Raw genomic sequence first — 18,274 nt, 5'->3', positions numbered from 1 at the left:
GACCGCTATCATCATTAACTTTATTTATTACCGTCATTCACTTCTGAATGTCTGTTTACCCCTATTTCAACCGGATGCTTCGCATTCGGTTTTTTTTAGCCTTTTTCAGACACTCCCGGCTGATTTATGCTACCTGCCTAAAACTATCACGGTTATTCACTACACTCCCCTGCTCGACCGTTCGTAAGACATTAGCAAATAATTTCTTGATATTTAGTGCTAAACATTTATAAGTAGTCTTTATATTTGTACCGTTCTGCGAAGGTTGTACGCTTTTCCCGTCCCGCCGACGGAGCGCGTGTTAAGTTGCCCGGCATGACGTAAGAGTCTGGAAATTCATTCATTACCCTTTATACTGCCCTTCACCTTCAGCGTTGCTTTTACAGGTCGTAAACATAAATGAGTCAGTCTGACACAACGGTCTCTACCCGATTCTCCCTTCTACCGGGAAGCATTACCCGTTTCTTCTTATTGCTGATCATTGTGCTGCTGGTAACGATGGGCGTTATGGTACAGAGCGCCGTCAACGCCTGGTTGAAAGACAAAAGCTATCAAATTGTCGATATCACCCACGCTATTCATAAACGCGTGGATACCTGGCGGTATGTTACCTGGCAAATTTATGACAACATCGCCGCGACCACTACGCCATCGACAGGTGAAGGACTTCAGGAAACGCGTCTGAAGCAGGATGTGTATTATCTTGAAAAGCCGCGACGTAAAACTGAAGCGCTGATTTTCGGTTCCCATGACAGCGCCACGCTGGAAATGACGCAGCGTATGTCAACCTATCTGGATACGCTGTGGGGCGCGGAAAACGTGCCGTGGTCAATGTATTACCTCAACGGACAGGATAACAGCCTGATTCTTATCTCTACCCTACCGTTGAAAGATCTCTCTTCCGGCTTTAAAGAGTCCACTATAGGCAATATCGTCGATTCCCGCCGGGCAGAGATGTTGCAGCAGGCGAATGCGCTGGATGAGCGCGAAAGTTTCTCCTCATTGCGAAAACTGGCCTGGCAAAACGGTCACTATTTTACGCTGCGCACGACCTTCAATCAGCCAGGACATCTGGCGACCGTGGTGGCGTTTGATCTGCCCATTAATGATTTAATCCCGCCGGGAATGCCGCTGGACAGTTTTCGGATAGAGCCTGACGCAACCCAGGCGACGGGGCGAAGCAGTGAAAAGGAAGCGCCTGATAGCGTCACGATTAGCTTTAACGGTTCAAAAATTGAGATCTCCTCAGCGCTTAACTCTACCGGAATGCGCCTGATCTGGCAGGTACCGTTCGGTACGCTTTTGCTTGATACGCTGCAAAATATTTTGCTGCCTTTACTGCTGAACATCGGGCTGCTGGCGTTGGCGTTATTTGGCTACGCCACGTTCCGTCATCAGCCGGGACGGTCGACGGAATCGACATCCGGCAACGCGGCGAATAACGAGCTTCGCGTCTTACGCGCCATTAATGAAGAGATCGTTTCTCTGCTGCCGCTGGGTCTGCTGGTCTACGATCAGGAAGGAAACCGCACCGTGATCAGCAATAAAATCGCCGATCATCTGTTGCCGCATCTTAACCTACAAAATATTACCAGCATGGCGGAACAGCATCAGGGCGTGATTCAGGCGACAATTAATAACGAACTGTATGAGATCCGTCTGTTTCGCAGCCAGATCGCCCCCCGCACGCAGATCTTTATTATTCGCGATCAGGACCGGGAAGTGCTGGTGAATAAGAAGCTTAAACAGGCGCAGCGTTTGTATGAGAAGAATCAGCAGGGCCGCGCCGCCTTTATGCAAAATATCAGCAACACGCTTAAAGAGCCCGTACGCCAACTGGCGGTTAACGCCGCGGCAGTCACCACGCCGGAAAGCCTGAAACTGGCGGATCAGGCGGATGTATTGGTACGTATGATCGATGAAATCCAACTGGCGAATATGCTGGAAAATGACGCATGGAAGAGCGAAGCAACGCTGTTCTCCCTGCAGGATCTTATTGACGAAGTCGTGCCGGAAGTGCTGCCCGCCATTAAGCGTAAAGGGCTGCAACTGCTGATTAATAACCATCTTAGCGGCAACGATGAACGCTGGGGCGATCGCGACGCCCTGCGCCGAATTTTGCTGCTGTTGATTCAGTATGCCGTCACAACGACCGCTATAGGTAAAATTACGCTTGAAGTCGAGCAGGATGAATCTATCGCGGAACGTCTGACTTTCCGTATTCTGGATACGGGCGAAGGTGTAACGTTAAACGAGATTGATAATCTGCATTTCCCGTATATGAATGAAACGCAGGGCGATCGTTACGGCAAAGCGAATCCGCTCACCTTCTGGCTGTGCAATCAACTGGCGCGCAAACTGGGCGGTCATCTCAACATTAAAGCGCGAGAAACTCTGGGCACGCGCTATACCGTTCATGTCAAAATGCTTCCCCACGATCAGCATACTCAGGTCGAAGAGCGCCTGCTGGACGACGTGAGCGTGATGGTCGATGTGACGTCCAACGAGGTTCGCGCGATTGTACTGCGTCAGTTAGAAAACTGGGGCGCTACCTGCATCACGCCGGATGAAAGGCAGATAAGTCAAGAATATGATCTCTTTTTAACGGATAATCCGTCTAATCTTACTGCCTCGGGCTTGCTTTTAAGCGATGATGAGTCAGGCGTGCGGAAAATTGGCCCGGGTCAGTTGCGCGTCAACTTTAATATGAGCAATGCTATGCAGGAAGCTGTACTACAACTTATCGAAGAGCAGCTGGCGCAGGAAGAGATTCCCGCCTCCCCGCTCGGCGGAGATGAAAATGCCGAGCTTCATGCCAGCGGCTATTATGCGCTATTTGTAGACACAGTACCGGATGATGTTAAGAGGTTGTATACTGAGGCGGCAACCAGCGATTTCGCTGCGCTGGCCCAAACGGCTCACCGCCTGAAAGGGGTGTTTGCCATGCTTAATCTGGTACCCGGCAAGCAGTTATGTGAAACGCTGGAACATCTGATTCGTGAGAAAGATGCTCCAGGTATAGAAAAATATATCAGCGACATTGACGCCTACGTCAAAAGCTTGCTGTAGCAAGGTAGCCCAATACATGAACAATATGAACGTAATTATTGCCGATGACCACCCGATTGTACTGTTCGGTATTCGCAAATCACTTGAACAAATCGAGTGGGTGAATGTTGTCGGCGAATTTGAAGATTCCACAGCATTGATCAACAACCTGCCGAAATTAGATGCGCATGTGTTGATCACTGACCTCTCCATGCCGGGAGATAAATACGGCGATGGGATCACCTTGATCAAGTACATCAAGCGTCATTTTCCGAGCCTGTCTATTATCGTTCTGACCATGAACAACAATCCGGCGATCCTGAGCGCCGTGTTGGATCTTGATATTGAAGGGATCGTACTCAAGCAGGGTGCGCCAACCGATCTGCCTAAGGCGCTGGCCGCGCTGCAAAAAGGCAAAAAATTCACCCCAGAAAGCGTTTCTCGTCTGCTGGAGAAAATCAGCGCAGGCGGTTACGGCGATAAGCGTCTGTCGCCAAAAGAGAGCGAAGTATTACGCCTGTTCGCCGAAGGTTTCCTGGTCACCGAAATCGCCAAGAAGCTCAACCGCAGCATTAAGACTATCAGCAGCCAGAAGAAATCGGCGATGATGAAACTGGGCGTAGAGAATGATATCGCGCTGCTCAACTATCTCTCTTCCGTCACCCTGAGTCCGACAGACAAAGAATAAATCGCTTTTATGTTACCCAGCCTGATGGCGCTACGCTTATCAGGCCTACCAGTCGACTCATCTTTTACAGGCCGGACAGGCGACGCCGCCATCCGGCATTTTTTATGCCCGCGTTTTACGTACCCGCTCGGCATACACCGCCAGCGTCTGTTTCAACACATCCAGCGTCACAGGCTTCGACAAACAGCTGTCCATACCGGACTCCAGGCAACGTTGTTTCTCTTCCGCCAGCGCGTTCGCCGTCACGCCGACGACAGGCAGCGTCAGCCCAAGCTGACGGATACGCTGCGTCAGGCGATAGCCGTCCATGTTCGGCATGTTCACATCGCTCAGAACAATATCGATAGCATTTTTACTCAGCACATTCAGAGCGTCCACACCATCATTGGCTGTCTTACACTGATATCCCAGCGATCCCAATTGATCGGCCAGCAAGCGGCGATTGATCGGATGATCGTCAACGACCAGAATCATCATGTCGTCATTTGAATCTGCGGTTTTATCCGTCGTCGGCAATGCGCTGGAAAGCGCTTCACTATCCAGCTCAATACTATAGATACGCGCCAACAGCGCGGGCAACTCATGCACCGACGCCACACTATGCACCCACTCGCCCGGCGCTCTTTCCAACGGAATCCCGATATGACGGCGACAAAAGACGACCGCCGCCCTCCCCTGCCAGGTATGCTCCAGCGCGTCATCGACAATCAAAATATCGTCCGCAGCGGGTTCTTGCCCTTCATAACGCTGCGTATGAACGCCGCTACGCGCCAGACTGGTCTCAATAAACTGGCACAAAGAAGTATTGCGCACCGCCAGCCAACAGCAGGTTCCGGCGAGTCCTTCCACGCTCTTTTTCACAGGGTATTGCGCGCCATAAAGCGGGATGCGCAGTGTAAACTGGCTTCCCATGCCCGGCTCCGAATCGACGGAAATATCGCCGTCCATCATACTGATCAATTTTTCGCAAATCGCCAGCCCCAGACCGGTCCCCTGAAAGTTACGCTGTACGCCGGTTCCCACCTGGAAGAAGGGATCGAACAGGCGAACCACCTCTTTTGCCGGAATACCAACCCCGGTATCCCGCACGCGAATGCTGAGATAATCCCCATCACAGCGCACATGCAGCACGATGCAGCCAATATCGGTAAACTTAATGGCGTTGCTCAACAGGTTTGAAATGACCTGCTGTAAACGCATCGGGTCGCCGTTCAGCGATACCGGCACGTCAGGCTCAATAAAACAATACAGGCCGAGCTGCTTACGCACCACCAGCGGCAGATAATTGGCGGTGATATGGTTCATCACCTCTCGCGGTGAAAATTCGCGCGGCTCAATCTTTAGCTGTTCCGACTCAATTTTCGAGAAGTCGAGAATGTCGCTGATAATTTTCAGCAACAGACTGGAGGAGTTATTCATCGCCGTGACCAGACGATCCACGCCTTTTGGCAGCTCTTTGGTTTGCAGCAGATCGAGATTGCCGATGATACCGTACAGCGGTGTGCGCAATTCATGGCTGACCGTTGCAAGGAACATGGATTTAGACTGGCTTGCCTGTTCCGCCGCCTGCGCCATCTCCTGCAGCGACTCTTCCATTTTGACGCGCGTACTCACATCTACCAACACGCAAATCGCGACGTTTTCATTGCGATAGCGGGAATGGACGAAGCTAATTTGCAAATTGGTATTATTGCTGGTCAATACATCAACAAAGTTGACCTGCTGGCCGCAAATGATTTGCGTCAGGCGCTGTCTGTCTTCATGCGTGAGCATGTTCAGGTAGGTGTGCGCCAGTTCGTTACTCAGAATATTGACACCATCAATAGTGCGCAGAATACAGATCCCCACCGGCGCGGAGGCGACGATTTTACGGTTGAACTGTTCATGTTCTTCCAGGCGCTGAGCATCGCTCTCCGCCGGAATGAAAATTCGCCGCTCATACATCCGCGCAAGCGTAAACAGCCCTGCGCCCACCAGCACGTTCAGCAGGATAGCGTTCAGGATAAGAATACGAATACGCTCCAGGACTAAATCTACAGGCACAGAATAGACAATACTGAGCGAGGATGGCGGCAGGCTTTTTTTGAGTACCAGTTCACGAAAACCTGGCGTATAACCAAACCAGGAGCGCTCCTGCATCCAGCGCGGCTCCGCTTTAATATTGCCGTCAGGACCGGTCAACGAAATCAGCGAATGGCCGTTCTCATCAATAATAGTGACGCCCATCGGCAAACTGCCGGGCGTGAAAAAATTTTCCATACGGATGGACTGCTCGACGCCCAGCAGCGCCTGCAGACGATTGGCCAGATACACCGGCGTCAGCGCATAAAAGTAGCCCACGCCCTGACGCGCGCCCTGGCTTATCCAGAAAAGGTTATTCCCACTTTCTTCCTGCGGCGCGTTGCGGTATTTCATAATCCGCTCATGTAACGCTTTTAACGCATCATCGCGCTCCACGGGCATTTCACGCAGGCCGAAATTCGCCATACAGAGGTTATCGCTGCCAATCAGGAAAACGCGGTTAAGATCATACGCCGCTGAAAAGTTGTCGCGCCAGTAACGCATAAACCAGGCCAGCGACTCCAGCGATCCGCGCCAGGCGGAGCCCATCGCCGCACAGTCTGAGTCGGCAAATAGCGGTTCAAAGTCCGGCACCACCATTTTGTCATCACGCGCACGCGACGACATGACGCCGTTTTCCGCCGTTAAACGGTTCTCGGCGATATATTTGAGCTCTTTCATCACGTCCGACGTGCGCTGGATAAAACGCTGCGCCTGATCGGAGCTAAGGTTGAACTCCTGACGAATTTCAGATTCCCGCTGGTGCAGGGCATTGACGATGTAAAACACCGAAACAAAGGCGATTAAGAGCCAAATGAGTAACGCTAACGCTCTGAATAAGTAGCGCGAGACTTTCAGCGTAGTTCGAAAGGAAGCAAGGTATTTCAAAGGGGCGAAGCTCCGCCTCAGGATGTAAATAGAGTGTGACTAAGGTAGCGGTAAATGACGTAGCCCGCAACGGCAAAGAAAAAGGGCCGGATATCCGGCCCTCGCACAGCAATAACATTACTCGTCAGCGTCATCCGCAACGTCGTCATCGCTTTCCGCTTCCGGGGCGATATCCTCATCCCCTTCCGCCACGCTGCCGTCGATAGCGTCGAGTTCTTCGTCATCTACCGGTTCAGCAACGCGTTGCAGACCCACCACGTTTTCATCTTCCGCCGTGCGGATAAGGATAACGCCCTGGGTATTACGTCCCACTACGCTGATCTCGGACACACGGGTACGCACCAGAGTACCGGCATCCGTGATCATCATGATCTGGTCGCAATCGTCTACCTGTACCGCACCGACAACGGAACCGTTGCGCTCGGTCACTTTGATAGAGATAACGCCCTGCGTCGCACGAGACTTGGTCGGGTACTCGTCCGCTGCGGTACGCTTCCCGTAGCCGTTTTGCGTTACGGTCAGAATAGCGCCTTCGCCGCGTGGGATGATCAGAGAGACGACTTTATCGTCTCCCGCCAGCTTAATACCGCGCACACCGGTCGCGGTACGCCCCATCGCACGGACGGCGTCTTCTTTGAAGCGCACCACTTTACCCGCGGCCGAGAACAGCATGACTTCGTCAGAGCCAGAAGTCAGGTCAACGCCAATCAGCTCGTCGCCGTCGTTGAGGTTCACCGCGATAATACCGGCGGAACGCGGACGGCTGAATTCGGTCAGCGCCGTTTTCTTCACGGTACCACTGGCGGTCGCCATAAAGACGTTCACGCCTTCTTCGTACTCACGAACCGGCAGAATAGCGGTGATACGTTCGTTGGCTTCCAGCGGCAGCAGGTTGACGATCGGACGACCGCGCGCGCCACGACTGGCTTCCGGCAACTGATAGACCTTCATCCAGTACAGACGGCCCCGGCTGGAGAAGCAGAGGATGGTGTCATGGGTGTTGGCCACCAGCAGGCGGTCGATAAAGTCTTCTTCTTTAATACGCGCGGCAGATTTACCTTTCCCACCACGACGTTGCGCTTCGTAATCCGTCAGCGGTTGATATTTGACGTAACCCTGGTGAGACAGCGTCACGACAACATCTTCCTGGCTAATCAGATCTTCGATATTAATATCGGCGCTGTTGGCGGTGATTTCGGTACGACGCTCATCGCCGAACTGATCGCGAATTAACTCCATCTCTTCGCGGATCACTTCCATCAGGCGATCGGCGCTGCCCAGAATGTGCAGCAGTTCAGCAATCTGCTCCAGCAACTCTTTGTATTCGTCGAGCAGTTTTTCATGCTCCAGGCCGGTCAGTTTCTGCAAACGCAGATCCAGAATCGCCTGCGCCTGCTGTTCAGTCAGGTAGTACTGACCGTCACGCACGCCAAATTCTGGCTCCAGCCATTCCGGACGCGCGGCGTCATCACCGGCGCGCTCGAGCATCGCAGCAACGTTGCCCAGATCCCACGGACGCGAAATCAGCGCCGCTTTTGCTTCTGCCGGCGTTGGCGCGCGGCGAATCAGTTCGATAATCGGGTCGATGTTAGCTAGCGCAATCGCCAGAGCTTCAAGGATATGCGCGCGGTCACGGGCTTTACGCAGTTCAAAAATAGTCCGACGCGTCACCACTTCACGGCGGTGGCGCACGAACGCTGAAATGATATCTTTCAGGTTCATGATCTTCGGCTGGCCGTGATGCAGCGCCACCATGTTAATACCGAAGGAAACCTGTAGCTGGGTCTGGGAGTAGAGATTATTAAGCACCACCTCGCCCACCGCATCGCGTTTTACTTCAATCACGATGCGCATCCCGTCTTTGTCGGATTCGTCACGCAGCGCGCTGATGCCTTCCACGCGTTTATCTTTCACCAGCTCGGCGATTTTCTCGATCAGGCGCGCTTTGTTCACCTGATAGGGAATTTCATGGACGATGATGGTTTCACGGCCCGTTTTCGCGTCAGCTTCAACTTCCGCGCGGGCGCGGATGTACACTTTGCCACGACCGGTACGGTAGGCTTCTTCGATACCACGACGACCGTTGATGATCGCGGCGGTCGGGAAGTCCGGACCCGGAATATGTTCCATCAGCCCTTCAATGCTGATGTCTTCGTTGTCGATATACGCCAGGCAGCCGTTAATCACTTCCGTCAGGTTGTGCGGCGGGATATTCGTCGCCATACCTACTGCGATACCGGAAGAACCGTTCACCAGCAGATTCGGAATTTTGGTCGGCATGACGTCCGGAATTTTTTCCGTACCGTCATAGTTATCCACGAAATCCACCGTCTCTTTTTCGAGATCGGCCATCAGTTCGTGGGCGATTTTCGCCAGACGGATCTCCGTATAACGCATTGCCGCCGCGGAGTCGCCGTCAATAGAACCGAAGTTACCCTGACCATCCACCAGCATGTAACGCAGCGAGAATGGCTGCGCCATACGAACGATGGTGTCATACACTGCGGAATCGCCGTGGGGATGGTATTTACCGATTACGTCACCAACGACACGGGCAGATTTTTTATAGGCTTTGTTCCAGTCATTGCCCAATACGTTCATGGCGTAAAGTACGCGACGGTGTACCGGCTTCAGGCCATCTCGGACATCCGGCAGCGCACGGCCAACAATGACCGACATCGCATAATCCAGATAGGAGCTCTTCAGCTCTTCCTCAATGTTGACCGGTGTAATTTCTCTCGCAAGGTCGCTCATCTAACCGCTATCCCTCTACTGTATCCCGGATTCAAAGGTCGCAAATTATAACACATTCGCCCACGTACTGGTAAACGGAATGCAGCCAGACAATGCTTTATTCGGGTGCCGCATGCTCTCTTCATTTATAAGCGTGGTCTCGGCGTTTATTGGCGATCGGCTTCAGAGGCGACACAGGGGAGATCGGGGCCTGGCCAGCAAGAGGTTAGAAAATCAATACCTCCCGTGTATACCCGTCATACTTCAAGTTTCATGTGCGTTGGCGGCAAGTTACTCGGCCCATCCCTGGGCCTCGCCCCGTCGGGGTTAGCGCAAGCGCTGTTCAAGACGGTTAACCATTTTATCCTGCACCTCGAATTATTTAGGGGATATGCCGGGAGGCATAAACCATAATCAGTATCACCAGATGCTATTTAATCACATAGGCCAGGTATTCTTTCACTACCTCATCGTTTAATTCCTGACCCAATCCGGGCTGTTCCGGCGCGACATAATAGCCATTTTCCGGCTGATAATCGTGGGTACAAAGTTCCCGAATAGATGCTTTCATCGCATTGGTATGATGCTCATGAATAATAAAGTTGGGAATTGCTGTTTCCATATGCAGCGCGGCTACCGTGGAAACAGGACCGCCGCAAACATGCACCTGTACAGTGGTGTCATAAATATTAGCATAGTCACAGATTTTCTTTCCTTCGGTAATTCCGCCGCAGAGACACAAATCAGGTTGCGCTACGGCAATAGACTGCTTCTCCAGTAATTCCCTGTATCCCCATCTTGTGTAGGAACGCTCGCCAGTGGCGATTGGAATCGTTGTTGAACGGGAAACTTTCTGCATATTATCAGAATTTAATGGATGAATCGGTTCTTCATAAAGAAAGATACGATACTTTTCTATCGCCTTCGCAAATTGAATAGCTGAGTTTGTACCGAGAAGAGAATGGATTTCCACAATAATATCAGCATCATCCCCCATTGCTTCACGCATAGCGGCAATTCGCGCTTCCCCCATTTTTAATTGTTCGGCCAGTAACAATCCTGAATAGTTACGATTTTTATTCTGAAAAACACAGTCATCGCCATTACGATCGATTTCGAGTGGATCCACTTTAATCGCATCATATCCATCGTCAAGAGCCGCACGCGCCGCCTCAGCATATTCATCAGGTGTCACTAATATCTGGCGTTTATCCCCCCAACCAAATTGTAACTGACTAGCATAGGTTCTTAATTTTTCATTAGTTTTCCCGCCAAGGAGCTGATAAACAGGTACACCTAAATATTTACCTTTGATATCCCAAAGAGCAATATCAATAGCGCTCATTCCGGCATAAAAAACGTTCCCGCCCCCCATCCCCCAAAAAGTCTTTCTGAAAAAGAACTCCCAAATTTTTTCGATATTTAGTGGATCTTCACCCACAATCAATGGCGCCAGATCTCTGATGATCCCTACGCCAGCTTTAGCGCCTGCGCCATAGGCCAGTCCTACTTCGCCAATACCACTTAATCCTGAGTCGGTATTCACCCGGATAAGTACTGGATTATAGGAGGACATCGTTTGATCTCTTTTTTTTAATTCACAGTCAAAAAATTCAATAGACGTAATTTTCATAATTTCTCCATTTATCAGGTTCGTGATACAACATTTGTTTGTTGGCTTTTTTCTTTTTTCACATCAATTTTCATTAACGCCAGAACGGCTACCGCAGCGAAGCAAAGTATTGCCTCTACAATAAATATTCCTGTCGCACCATAATGAGTAGAAACGAATCCCAGTGACTTATTAATCAGGAATCCGCCAAGACTTGAACATGAGTTAATAAACGCAATGCTGATAGCCAACCCTGACGGCGACAATAATGCAGAAGGCAGCGCCCAGTAAGGTCCGTAATAGCTGAGGATCCCAACACCATAGAACGTTAGCCCCAGCATTCTCAGCGACATTGAGGGGACAAGAGCAATCATCAGAAAACCACAGCCTGCCAGAAACATGGGTAATGCAGCATGCCATTTTCGTTCATTCTTTTTATCGGAATGCCAGCCCCACCAGGGCATGCTGAACATAGCGAAAATAAACGGAATACTCATGATTAAACCAACGTCAGTATCCGTAAAATCAGCTGAAAATCCCTTCACCAACCCCGGCAACCAGTAGTTTGCCGCCAGAGCAGCCGCCTGAATCAACATGTAGGCGAAAGAAAGCTGAAGCAAAACTGGATTTTTGATTACGGAAAGAAAGGATGAGTTGGTATTTTTATTTAATGCAGCTGCGGTTTCATTGTCAGTGCGTAATTTATTAACTAAGGCCGATATCTGCTGTGGCGTAAGCCATTTAGCCTTTTCTGGACTGTCAGGCAGTAAATAAAATGTCAGGATGCCAAGGAATACGGTAGGGATACCTTCAATAGCAAAAAGCCAGCGCCAGCCTTCATAATCCGGGATATTCAAATGCTCGATGATCCAACCAGACATCGGCGCAGCCAATACCGATGCAACAGCAATAGATAACATGAAGAAACTATTGACTTTTCCGCGTTCACGAGCCGGGAACCAGCATGCAAGATAATAAACCATGCCCGGGAAAAAGCCAGCTTCAAATACCCCCAAAAAAATGCGAGCCAGCAAAATATGTTGGGTATCTTTAGCAAAAAAAATCAGCCCTGTTACCGCTCCCCAGCCGATAATAATGGAACTAATCCATTTTCTTGCACCAAGCTTTTGCAAGCCAATGCTACTCGGAATTTGAAAGATTAAATATGATATGAAGAATATAGAAGAAATATTAGCGAAATCCTCAGGCGTAATACCGAGAGATTCATTCATGCGTAATGCAGCAAACCCAATATTGACACGATCCATATAGTTAAAAAAGTAAAGAATAAAGGCCAAAGGAATGATTTTCCTTTTTACAATACGAATTGCATCGTATAAATTTTCTTGTGGACTACTCATTTTGCATCACCTTTTATGATTCAATGAATAAGGGTATTGACCGGAATCGATGTTACGTAAAAAACAATACAATTCAAAAGCTAATGTGTCATATCTGATATATCAGCAAGCAAACTTAATGAAATATACAATAACAACAATAAAGTATGTAAATTTTCTTATATCTGATATATTAGATCCGTTAATTTTGAATAAATTAATTACAATGGAGCCGGGTTTAACCATGGAGGAGAAGAAAATGAAAAATAGATTAAAGCGTGACTTTAGTCACATATCAATTGAAATACCCAAATCCATCACCCAGGTGATTAAAGAGAAAATAAGGGAGATGATTATCCATGGCGATTTCGATCTTGGGCAAGCGATCAGTGAAAATGAACTATCAAATATTCTGATGGTAAGTAAAACACCAATTCGTGAAGCTTTTATTTGGCTGAGCTATAATGAGAACCTGGTCAACATCATTCCCCGCAGTGGGACATTTGTTTTTTCTGTCACCGACGAGGATATCAATGATCTCATCAAAATGAGGGTTATCCTTGAACAGGGCGCAATTCGTGAAGCGATGGAGAAAAATGCTAACAATGTCATAGTCGAATTAAGCAATATTTTATCGAAGTCAGCAAAAATTAATGCAGAGCGAGATACGCAAGCTTACCTCAAACTGGATCATGATTTTCATTATGTTTTTGTGAAATATGCCGATAATAAATACATTTCACAAGCACACCTGTTGATCTCAGCACGTTTATTGGCAATTCGCTACAGACTGGATTTTACCGCTGAATATATCACCAGCTCTAACCGTGGACATGCCACTATTTTGGATATGTTAAAAAACAACAACGTCGAGGGCGTCTGTAATTTTATCACGCACCACATCGGTAGCGGTTTTACAGAACGCGCAAGAAAACTTCTTGCGCTGAAAGCGTAATAAAGACGGCAGTAGATATAACGCAGCGACTTTGCACCTGCTATACTGCCCCGATAGATCAATAGCGGAATCTCATGTACTCATGAACACTGAAAAACCGTCGGTAGCTCACAACGTTGACCATAATGAAATCGCCAAATTCGAAGCCGTCGCGTCGCGCTGGTGGGATCTGGAGGGCGAATTCAAGCCATTGCATCGCATCAACCCTCTACGCCTTGGCTACATTACTGAGCGCTCAGGCGGCCTGTTTGGTAAAAAGGTACTCGACGTCGGCTGCGGCGGCGGCATTCTGGCGGAAAGTATGGCACGCGAAGGCGCAACCGTCACCGGGCTGGATATGGGCTTTGAGCCTTTGCAGGTCGCCAAACTGCATGCGCTGGAAAGCGGCATTGAGGTAGAGTACGTGCAGGAGACGGTTGAGGAACATGCGGCAAAACACGCCCAGCAATACGACGTCGTCACCTGTATGGAAATGCTGGAGCACGTTCCCGATCCGCAATCGGTCGTCCACGCCTGCGCCCAACTGGTTAAACCCGGCGGCGAGGTGTTCTTCTCAACGTTGAACCGCAATGGGAAATCCTGGCTGATGGCGGTCGTCGGCGCTGAGTATATTCTGCACATGGTGCCAAAAGGCACGCACGACGTGAAGAAATTCATTAAGCCTGCTGAACTGTTAAGCTGGGTAGATGAAACCGTCCTGAAAGAGCAACATATCACCGGGCTGCACTACAACCCGATAACCAATACTTTCAAACTCGGTCCCGGAGTAGACGTTAACTACATGTTGCATACCCGCGCTAAAAAAGCCTGACATCAAAGAATTTTCCTATAAGGGTTGCGTTAGATCATCGGGCGCAACCTTTCCCTTCGATGAAGAAATCAGCATTCGATCAAATTTTGATTTTTTTTTATGAATTGTTGACATCCTCTCCAGGCCTTATCAGACGCGCATTTAGCGATTCTTACGCTTTTGCAACCGCAATTTAACGCCAAAATCAACTCTTGTACTCAAAAGAATCCCTACTAGAATACTCACCATATAGCGTTTCACTTATCGATTACCCCCTATATATAGTATTTATCCACAGAGTTAGTCACAACGTGGCGTTGTGGATAAGCGGGGGGATATTTTTCTTTCACGGACAGGTAAACAGGTAGAAAACCACATGAATCAGAGTCTGCTGGTGACAAAGCGTGACGGCCGTACTGAGCGCATCAATCTCGACAAAATTCATCGCGTGCTTGATTGGGCGGCAGAAGGACTGAATAACGTATCGGTTTCTCAGGTCGAGCTACGCTCGCATATTCAGTTTTATGATGGGATTAAGACCTCCGATATCCATGAAACTATCATTAAGGCCGCCGCAGACCTGATCTCTCGCGATGCGCCGGATTATCAATACCTGGCTGCGCGTCTGGCGATTTTCCACCTGCGTAAGAAAGCCTTCGGCCAGTTTGAGCCGCCCGCACTTTACCACCATGTGGTAAAAATGGTTGAGCTTGGCAAATACGACAATCATCTGCTGGAAGACTACACGGAAGAAGAGTTCAAGCAGATGGATTCGTTTATCGTTCACGATCGCGATATGACCTTCTCCTACGCTGCCGTTAAGCAGCTGGAAGGGAAATATCTGGTGCAAAACCGCGTGACCGGCGAAATCTATGAAAGCGCGCAGTTCCTCTACATTCTGGTAGCGGCCTGCCTGTTCTCGAACTACCCGCGTGAAACGCGTCTTGACTATGTAAAACGTTTTTACGATGCGGTCTCTACGTTCAAAATCTCGCTGCCGACGCCCATCATGTCCGGTGTGCGTACCCCAACCCGTCAGTTCAGCTCCTGCGTACTGATCGAGTGTGGCGACAGTCTGGATTCCATCAACGCCACCTCCAGCGCGATTGTGAAATACGTTTCTCAGCGCGCCGGTATCGGCATCAACGCTGGCCGCATTCGTGCGCTGGGCAGCCCGATTCGCGGCGGCGAGGCCTTCCACACCGGCTGTATTCCGTTCTACAAGCACTTCCAGACGGCGGTGAAATCCTGTTCGCAGGGCGGCGTGCGCGGCGGCGCGGCGACACTGTTCTATCCGATGTGGCACCTGGAAGTGGAAAGCCTGCTGGTACTGAAAAACAACCGCGGCGTGGAAGGCAACCGCGTACGTCACATGGACTACGGCGTACAGATCAACAAACTGATGTATACCCGCCTGCTGAAGGGCGGCGACATTACGCTGTTCAGTCCGTCCGACGTGCCGGGGCTGTATGATGCGTTCTTCGCCGACCAGGACGAATTCGAACGCCTGTACGTGAAATATGAAAACGACGACAGCATCCGCAAACAGCGTGTGAAAGCGGTCGAACTGTTCTCGCTGATGATGCAGGAACGCGCCTCTACCGGTCGTATCTATATCCAGAACGTTGACCACTGCAATACTCACAGTCCGTTCGATCCGGTTGTCGCCCCGGTACGCCAGTCTAACCTGTGTCTGGAGATTGCCCTGCCAACCAAACCGCTGAACGATGTCAACGATGAAAACGGCGAAATTGCGTTGTGTACGTTGTCTGCATTCAACCTGGGCGCCATTAAAACTCTGGACGAGCTGGAAGAACTGGCTATTCTGGCAGTACGCGCTTTGGATGCTCTGCTCGATTATCAGGATTACCCGATTCCGGCTGCCAAACGCGGCGCAATGGGCCGTCGTACGCTGGGCATTGGCGTGATTAACTTCGCCTACTGGCTGGCGAAAAACGGTAAACGTTATTCCGACGGCAGCGCCAATAATCTGACGCATAAAACCTTTGAAGCCATTCAGTACTATCTGCTTAAAGCGTCCAACGAACTGGCGAAAGAGCAAGGCGCCTGCCCATGGTTCAACGAAACCACCTATGCAAAAGGCATTTTGCCGATCGACACCTACAAAAAGGATCTGGATGCGATCGTCAACGAACCGCTGCACTACGACTGGGAACAGCTGCGTGAATCGATCAAAACCCACGGTCTGCGTAACTCCACGCTATCGGCGCTAATGCCGTCGGAAACGTCGTCCCAGATCTCCAACGCCACCAACGGCATTGAGCCGCCGCGCGGCTACGTCAGCATCAAGGCCTCGAAAGACGGTATTTTGCGTCAGGTCGTGCCGGATTATGAGCATCTGAAAGACGCTTACGAACTGTTGTGGGAGATGCCGAACAACGACGGTTATCTGCAACTGGTGGGTATCATGCAGAAGTTTATCGATCAGTCGATTTCCGCCAATACCAACTACGATCCGTCACGTTTCCCGTCAGGAAAAGTGCCGATGCAGCAACTGCTGAAAGATTTGCTCACCGCGTATAAGTTTGGCGTGAAAACTCTGTACTATCAAAATACCCGCGACGGCGCGGAAGATGCGCAGGACGATTTGGCGCCTTCTATTCAGGACGATGGCTGCGAAAGCGGCGCTTGTAAGATCTGATGAATAGTGCCGGGTAGCGCTATGCTTACCCGGCCTACGATTGTACGGTTTGTAGGCCGGATAAGGCGCTTGCGCCGCCATCCGGCGCTCATCCCATAAAGGATTCACTTCAATGGCATACACCACTTTTTCACAGACGAAAAACGATCAGCTCAAGGAACCCATGTTCTTTGGCCAGCCGGTCAACGTTGCACGCTATGACCAGCAGAAATATGACATCTTCGAAAAACTGATCGAAAAACAGCTCTCTTTCTTCTGGCGTCCGGAAGAGGTCGACGTCTCCCGCGATCGTATCGATTATCAGGCGTTGCCGGAGCACGAAAAACATATCTTCATCAGCAACCTCAAATACCAGACGCTGCTGGATTCCATTCAGGGACGTAGCCCGAACGTCGCCCTGCTGCCGCTCATTTCCATCCCGGAGCTGGAGACGTGGGTAGAGACCTGGGCGTTTTCTGAGACGATTCACTCACGATCCTATACCCACATTATTCGTAACATCGTCAACGATCCGGCGGTCGTGTTTGACGATATCGTGACCAATGAGCAAATTCAGAAGCGCGCCGAAGGTATCTCCGCCTACTACGACGAACTTATTGAGATGACCAGTTACTGGCACCTGCTCGGTGAAGGCACCCATACCGTTAATGGCAAAACGGTTGTCGTGAATCTGCGTGAGCTGAAGAAAAAACTGTATCTGTGCCTGATGAGCGTGAACGCGCTGGAAGCCATCCGCTTCTACGTCAGCTTCGCCTGCTCTTTCGCATTTGCCGAGCGTGAACTGATGGAAGGCAACGCCAAAATTATCCGTCTGATCGCCCGTGACGAAGCTCTGCATCTGACCGGCACGCAACATATGCTGAACCTGTTGCGTAGCGGCGTGGACGACCCGGAGATGGCGGAAATCGCCGAAGAGTGTAAACAGGAATGCTATGACCTGTTCGTGCAGGCGGCGCAGCAGGAAAAAGAGTGGGCGGACTATCTGTTCCGTGACGGTTCGATGATCGGCCTGAATAAAGATATCCTGTGTCAATACGTTGAATATATTACTAATATTCGTATGCAGGCGGTAGGGCTGGATCTGCCGTTCCAGACCCGCTCCAACCCAATCCCGTGGATCAATACCTGGCTGGTGTCCGATAACGTTCAGGTCGCGCCACAGGAAGTGGAAGTTAGCTCTTATCTGGTCGGACAAATCGATTCGGAAGTCGATACCGACGATCTGAGTAATTTCCAGCTCTGATGGGACGCGTCACGCTGCGTATCACTGGCACACAGCTGCTGTGCCAGGATGAACACCCTTCTCTGCTGGCCGCGCTGGAATCGCATAACGTTGAGGTGGAGTATCAGTGCCGCGAAGGTTATTGCGGCTCCTGTCGTACCCGGCTGGTTGCCGGTCAGGTTGACTGGATTACGGAACCTTTAGCGTTTATCCAGCCGGGAGAGATTTTGCCCTGCTGCTGCAGGGCAAAAGGCGATATCGAAATCGAGATGTAA

11 protein-coding genes are annotated in these 18,274 nt (G+C 50.3%); 7 read left to right on the top strand and 4 right to left on the bottom strand.

All coding sequences use genetic code 11. The features are described 5' to 3' along the window. Window positions 1-399 precede the first annotated feature (399 nt). Together rcsD and rcsB are read left to right on the top strand one after the other, a co-directional pair. On the top strand, window positions 400-3,069 hold the full coding sequence (gene rcsD, locus ABVM99_RS14535; protein ID WP_023195162.1) for a phosphotransferase RcsD: 2,670 nt from the start codon (window positions 400-402) through the stop codon (window positions 3,067-3,069). 16 nt (window positions 3,070-3,085) lie between these two features. Beyond that, entirely contained in the window at window positions 3,086-3,736 is a 651-nt protein-coding gene (gene rcsB / locus ABVM99_RS14530; protein WP_001061919.1) for a response regulator transcription factor RcsB, read from the top strand. A 102-nt stretch (window positions 3,737-3,838) separates the two neighbouring features. Here the strand turns inward: rcsB and rcsC are convergent, their stop codons facing one another. The 4 genes from rcsC to ABVM99_RS14510 all read right to left on the bottom strand — a co-directional run bounded on the left by rcsC (window position 3,839) and on the right by ABVM99_RS14510 (window position 12,391). Beyond that, on the bottom strand, window positions 3,839-6,685 hold the full coding sequence (rcsC, locus tag ABVM99_RS14525; protein WP_000876084.1) for a two-component system sensor histidine kinase RcsC: 2,847 nt from the start codon (window positions 6,683-6,685) through the stop codon (window positions 3,839-3,841). A 117-nt stretch (window positions 6,686-6,802) separates the two neighbouring features. Further along, window positions 6,803-9,439, bottom strand: a complete 2,637-nt coding sequence (gene gyrA / locus ABVM99_RS14520; protein ID WP_001281271.1) for a DNA topoisomerase (ATP-hydrolyzing) subunit A — start codon at window positions 9,437-9,439, stop codon at window positions 6,803-6,805. A gap of 409 nt (window positions 9,440-9,848) precedes the next feature. After that, window positions 9,849-11,051, bottom strand: coding sequence for a mandelate racemase/muconate lactonizing enzyme family protein (locus ABVM99_RS14515; RefSeq protein WP_052938211.1), 1,203 nt, complete (start codon window positions 11,049-11,051; stop codon window positions 9,849-9,851). 14 nt (window positions 11,052-11,065) lie between these two features. Continuing rightward, entirely contained in the window at window positions 11,066-12,391 is a 1,326-nt protein-coding gene (locus ABVM99_RS14510) for an MFS transporter (protein WP_052938210.1), read from the bottom strand. A gap of 49 nt (window positions 12,392-12,440) precedes the next feature. On the opposite strand from ABVM99_RS14510, the gene ABVM99_RS14505 reads away from it, so the two are divergent. From ABVM99_RS14505 to yfaE, 5 genes are all read left to right on the top strand, one after another. Then, window positions 12,441-13,325, top strand: coding sequence for a GntR family transcriptional regulator (locus tag ABVM99_RS14505; protein ID WP_000944714.1), 885 nt, complete (start codon window positions 12,441-12,443; stop codon window positions 13,323-13,325). An 82-nt stretch (window positions 13,326-13,407) separates the two neighbouring features. Then, the gene (gene ubiG, locus ABVM99_RS14500) at window positions 13,408-14,136 is read left to right on the top strand and encodes a bifunctional 2-polyprenyl-6-hydroxyphenol methylase/3-demethylubiquinol 3-O-methyltransferase UbiG (RefSeq protein ID WP_023195594.1); all 729 of its coding nucleotides are present in this window, start codon (window positions 13,408-13,410) and stop codon (window positions 14,134-14,136) included. A gap of 355 nt (window positions 14,137-14,491) precedes the next feature. Then, window positions 14,492-16,777 (top strand): class 1a ribonucleoside-diphosphate reductase subunit alpha, encoded by a 2,286-nt coding sequence (gene nrdA / locus ABVM99_RS14495; RefSeq protein WP_001076494.1) that lies wholly within the window; start codon window positions 14,492-14,494, stop codon window positions 16,775-16,777. A 112-nt stretch (window positions 16,778-16,889) separates the two neighbouring features. Then, window positions 16,890-18,020, top strand: a complete 1,131-nt coding sequence (gene nrdB, locus ABVM99_RS14490) for a class Ia ribonucleoside-diphosphate reductase subunit beta (RefSeq protein WP_000332026.1) — start codon at window positions 16,890-16,892, stop codon at window positions 18,018-18,020. After that, window positions 18,020-18,274: a ferredoxin-like diferric-tyrosyl radical cofactor maintenance protein YfaE gene (yfaE, locus tag ABVM99_RS14485; protein WP_000533921.1), complete on the top strand. Its 255-nt coding sequence runs from the start codon at window positions 18,020-18,022 to the stop codon at window positions 18,272-18,274. Before nrdB ends, yfaE begins: the two co-directional genes overlap by 1 nt.

The sequence above is a fragment of the Salmonella sp. SJTUF15591 genome, from assembly GCF_043356435.1.
Lineage (GTDB): Bacteria > Pseudomonadota > Gammaproteobacteria > Enterobacterales > Enterobacteriaceae > Salmonella > Salmonella enterica.
The sequence above is the reverse complement of the archived record's forward strand: the minus strand, read 5'-3'. Positions and strand labels throughout refer to the sequence as shown.